1 pseudogene is annotated in these 384 nt (G+C 66.7%); it reads right to left on the bottom strand.

Annotated features, from left to right (window positions below):
* Positions 1-384: pseudogene (locus SM757_RS35115) on the bottom strand (N-methylproline demethylase); the annotation flags it as partial.

Raw genomic sequence — 384 nt, 5'->3', positions numbered from 1 at the left:
CAGGCGCAGCGCGTCGTAGATGGCGCCGTGGATGTTGTGCATCGACACGCCGTCGCCGATGCGGAACAGGGCGAACTTGCCGGCGCCCAGCGGTTGCGAGAGCACCGGCTGGGGCTGCGAGGCGTACAGCGCGTCGATGTCGGTCTGGCCGTGGTTGAGCGAGCGCTCCTTGAGCTGCCAGTACAGCGACTCGTTGGGGCGTATGCCGTTCTCCACCACCACCTGGTCCACCACGCGCTCCTCCTGCACGTCGGTGTACTCGTTGCGCAGCACGGCGATGAGCTTGTCGCCTTCGCGGTACACCTTGTCCAGCCAGTGGTTGGGCGTGAGGATGACGCCCTGCGCGTACATGCGCCGGTAGAAGATGGGGAAGGTGGTGCCGCC

This window comes from Azohydromonas lata, from assembly GCF_034427735.1.
Taxonomy (GTDB): Bacteria; Pseudomonadota; Gammaproteobacteria; order Burkholderiales; family Burkholderiaceae_C; genus Azohydromonas; species Azohydromonas lata.
Note: the sequence above shows the minus strand (reverse complement) of the source record. Positions and strands in the feature narration are given on the sequence as shown.